Source organism: Streptomyces sp. NRRL B-1347 (assembly GCF_000720325.1).
GTDB lineage: Bacteria > Actinomycetota > Actinomycetes > Streptomycetales > Streptomycetaceae > Streptomyces.
In genome coordinates, this window is the sequence record NZ_JOJM01000178.1 from 1 (window position 1) to 2,852 (window position 2,852).

3 protein-coding genes and 1 pseudogene are annotated in these 2,852 nt (G+C 68.7%); 3 read left to right on the plus strand and 1 reads right to left on the minus strand.

Annotation, left to right across the window (positions count from 1 at the left end; all coding sequences use genetic code 11):
* The first annotated feature begins 34 nt into the window (after positions 1 to 34).
* Together IG74_RS50590 and IG74_RS0144170 are read left to right on the plus strand one after the other, a co-directional pair.
* Positions 35 to 1,678 carry an ISL3 family transposase gene (locus IG74_RS50590; protein WP_234334679.1) on the plus strand — a complete coding sequence of 548 codons (1,644 nt, stop codon included), beginning with the start codon at positions 35 to 37 and terminating at the stop codon, positions 1,676 to 1,678.
* 114 nt (positions 1,679 to 1,792) lie between these two features.
* Positions 1,793 to 2,071 (plus strand): annotated as a pseudogene (locus IG74_RS0144170) (transposase); the annotation flags it as partial.
* Here IG74_RS0144170 and IG74_RS0144175 read toward each other — a convergent pair.
* Positions 2,051 to 2,446 (minus strand): hypothetical protein, encoded by a 396-nt coding sequence (locus IG74_RS0144175; RefSeq protein WP_158858112.1) that lies wholly within the window; start codon positions 2,444 to 2,446, stop codon positions 2,051 to 2,053. The pseudogene IG74_RS0144170 and the gene IG74_RS0144175 overlap by 21 nt on opposite strands.
* A 173-nt stretch (positions 2,447 to 2,619) precedes the next feature.
* Here IG74_RS0144175 and IG74_RS54970 point away from each other — a divergent pair.
* Positions 2,620 to 2,852 (plus strand): transposase (locus tag IG74_RS54970; protein ID WP_199818989.1); only part of this gene is annotated, 233 nt, incomplete at its 3' end.

Consider the following 2,852-nt stretch of genomic DNA (forward strand, 5'->3'; position numbering starts at 1 on the left):
GACCCGCTGTCGAAACTCACCAACATTTCCCAGCATGGCGATCGCCAACTGCTGTCGAAACTCGGCAACACGCGCTCTCGGCAGTCATCGACAGAGCCAAACGTGGGCTCCGCATCTGGATGCGGTGCGGGTGGAGCGGGTGTGGTCGGCGGGTGGAGTGGTCCGTGTCGCCGCCTGTACCCGCGAGTTGACGGTGGCGTGTCCGGACTGCGGTCGCGGGTCGGTGCGGGTGCACAGCCGGTACTCCCGCACGCTGGCCGACGTCGCCGCCGGTGGCCGCCCAGTGCTGGTCAGCCTGACGGTGCGGCGGTTGTTCTGCGACGCCCCGCGCTGCGGGCGGCGGACCTTTGCCGAGCAGGTCAAGGGGCTGACGGTGCGCTACCAGCGGCGCAGTCCGCTGCTGCAGCAACTCGTGGAGATGGCCGCAGTGTTACTGGCTGGCCGCGGCGGGGCCCGGCTCCTGCGCATTCTGAAGACGCCGCTGTCACGGACGAGCGTGTTGTTTCACCTGATGCGCATGCGGCTACCGTCGACGGTGACCCCGCGGGTATTGGGCGTGGACGACTTCGCTTTGTACGCGGACGTCTACGGCACGCTGCTGGTGGATGCCGACACGCGGCTGCCGATCGAGTTGTGGGCCGGGCGCGACGCCGAGCAGGTGGCTGGCTGGCTGCGTTCGCATCCTGGCGTCCAGGTGGTGTGCCGGGACGGCTCACTCGTCTACCGGCAGGGCATCACCGATGGGGCCCCGGATGCGGTACAGGTCAGTGACCGCTTCCACCTCTGGCAGGGGCTGTCGAAACGGGTCTCGGACATCGCCGCCGCCCACCGCGGCTGCCTGCCCGCCGCGGTCCCCGAGCCCGAACCGACCCTGCCACCGCCGACGGACCGGTCCGTGACTGCCGATACTCCCGCCCGCCGTCACGCCAAGCGGCTGTTTGAAGCGGTGCACGCGGTCTCCGACTCGGGCCGTTCGCTCAGCGCCATGGCCCGTGAGCTGGGACTGAACCGACGCACCGTGGCCAAGTACGCCCGCGCTGCCTGCTGGCAGGAGTGCGTCCGGCGCATCCCCCCTCGCCGGTCCACGAGCCTCGACCCGTATCTGGAGTATCTGCGCCAACGCTGGGAGGAGGGCGAGCACACCGCGACCGTGCTGCACCAGGAGATCACCGCCAAGGGCTACGCGGGCCACTATCAGCGAGTCAAGATGGCCATCGCGCCGCTACGTCGCGGTATGCCGATCGCCACACCTCGCGAGCGGCCGCCCTCACCCCGCCAGGTCGCCCGGTGGATCACCACCGCACCGAATCGACGCGGCCTGCATGCCACCGAGGCACTTCGCCGACTGTTCGATCACTGCCCGGAACTGGACCGAACTCACGACCTGGCACGGCAGTTCGCGGCCATGCTCGACGCCCGCGACGCTGCCCTGCTGCCGGACTGGCTGGAGCAACTCGAAGCCTCCCGCCTCCCAGCCCTGGCCGGCCTGGCCAAAGCCCTCCGCGAGGACCATGCCGCGGTCGTGCAGGGGATCACCACTCCATTCAACTCCGGTGTCAACGAAGGCCGGATCACGGACCTGAAACTCCAGAAGCGGATCATGGCGGGCCGAGCAGGAGTTCCGCTCCTCCGCCAACGCGTCATCCTCATGGCGCACCTCCGGCGCCGCTACCCGTGACGGAGTGTCACCGGCGCAGAGAGTCACACCCTCGCTTCACGAAAATCTTGCCGGGGCCACGTTCAGGTGTACGCCGACAACAAGACAGGAACCGCGCCCCGGATCGACTTCACCGTGCATCTGGACGCCCGGCTGCGGGCCTTCATCGACGCTCATAACTGGATCACTTCCTTCCAGCTACCCTCGTATGCACCGGACTTGAACCCGGCGGAAGGAATCTGGTCACTGGTTCGGCGCTCGGCGCAGTGCAACACCGCGTTCACCGACCCCGACCACCTGATCCGGACCCTCCGCCGCAGCCTCCGCGAGATTCAGTACCGCCCCGGACTCATCGACGCATGCCTCGCCGCAACCGGCCTCACCCTCACGACATCACGCCCACAGCCTCAGTAACCGGTCGTTGGACAGCAGGAGCCCGTCGACGCTGCGGCGCCCACTGCCCAGATCAGCGAACAGGCGTCGGCGGAATGCGGCTGCCTGCCGCTCGGTGATGCCCACCGGGTGGGCCGCGGCCCCGGCCGTGTAGCGGCGCTTGAGCTCCGCATCCAGGACGCGCACCGCGTCCAAGTGCACACGCATCCCTTCCAGGATCTTGAGGCCCTGCGGCAGCGGGTTTGGCCCCAGGGCCTGCCAGGCGGCGTAGCGCGAGAGCATCGAGCGGGCCTCCCGGGTGCGCTCGTGGACCAGCCACCCCGTGGTCCGCCCCGCGGCCTCACGCCTGAGCATGGTGCGTCGTCGGCGCCGCTGTTCGCGCGTCTGTCGGCACACCTCGCACTCCTGGAAGCTTATTCAGAACCCTTTGGACCATGGGGAGTTCAGGATCACGAAGGCAGGTTGATCATGCCTTCTGGTCGCGTGAACAGCCTGGTGGTGCGGCACGCGGCTGCGTGCTGCGGCATGTGGATCACGCCCCAGCCTCCGACCTGGGGAAACAGTTCTGAATAAGCTTCCAGGTCACCTTCCGTCTCCCGGACTGCACTCCCTGCCCGCAACGCGCCCACTGCACCCGATCGCCCGTCAACGCCCGGTCCCTGACCTTCCGCCCCCGCCCGCAGTTCGAGGCCCAACAACGGCCGCGCGCCGAACAGGCCACCGCCGCCTGGCGGGAGCAGTACGCCCTGCGCTCGGGAATCGAGGGCACCATGTCCCAGGCATCCCGACGCTGCGACGTCCA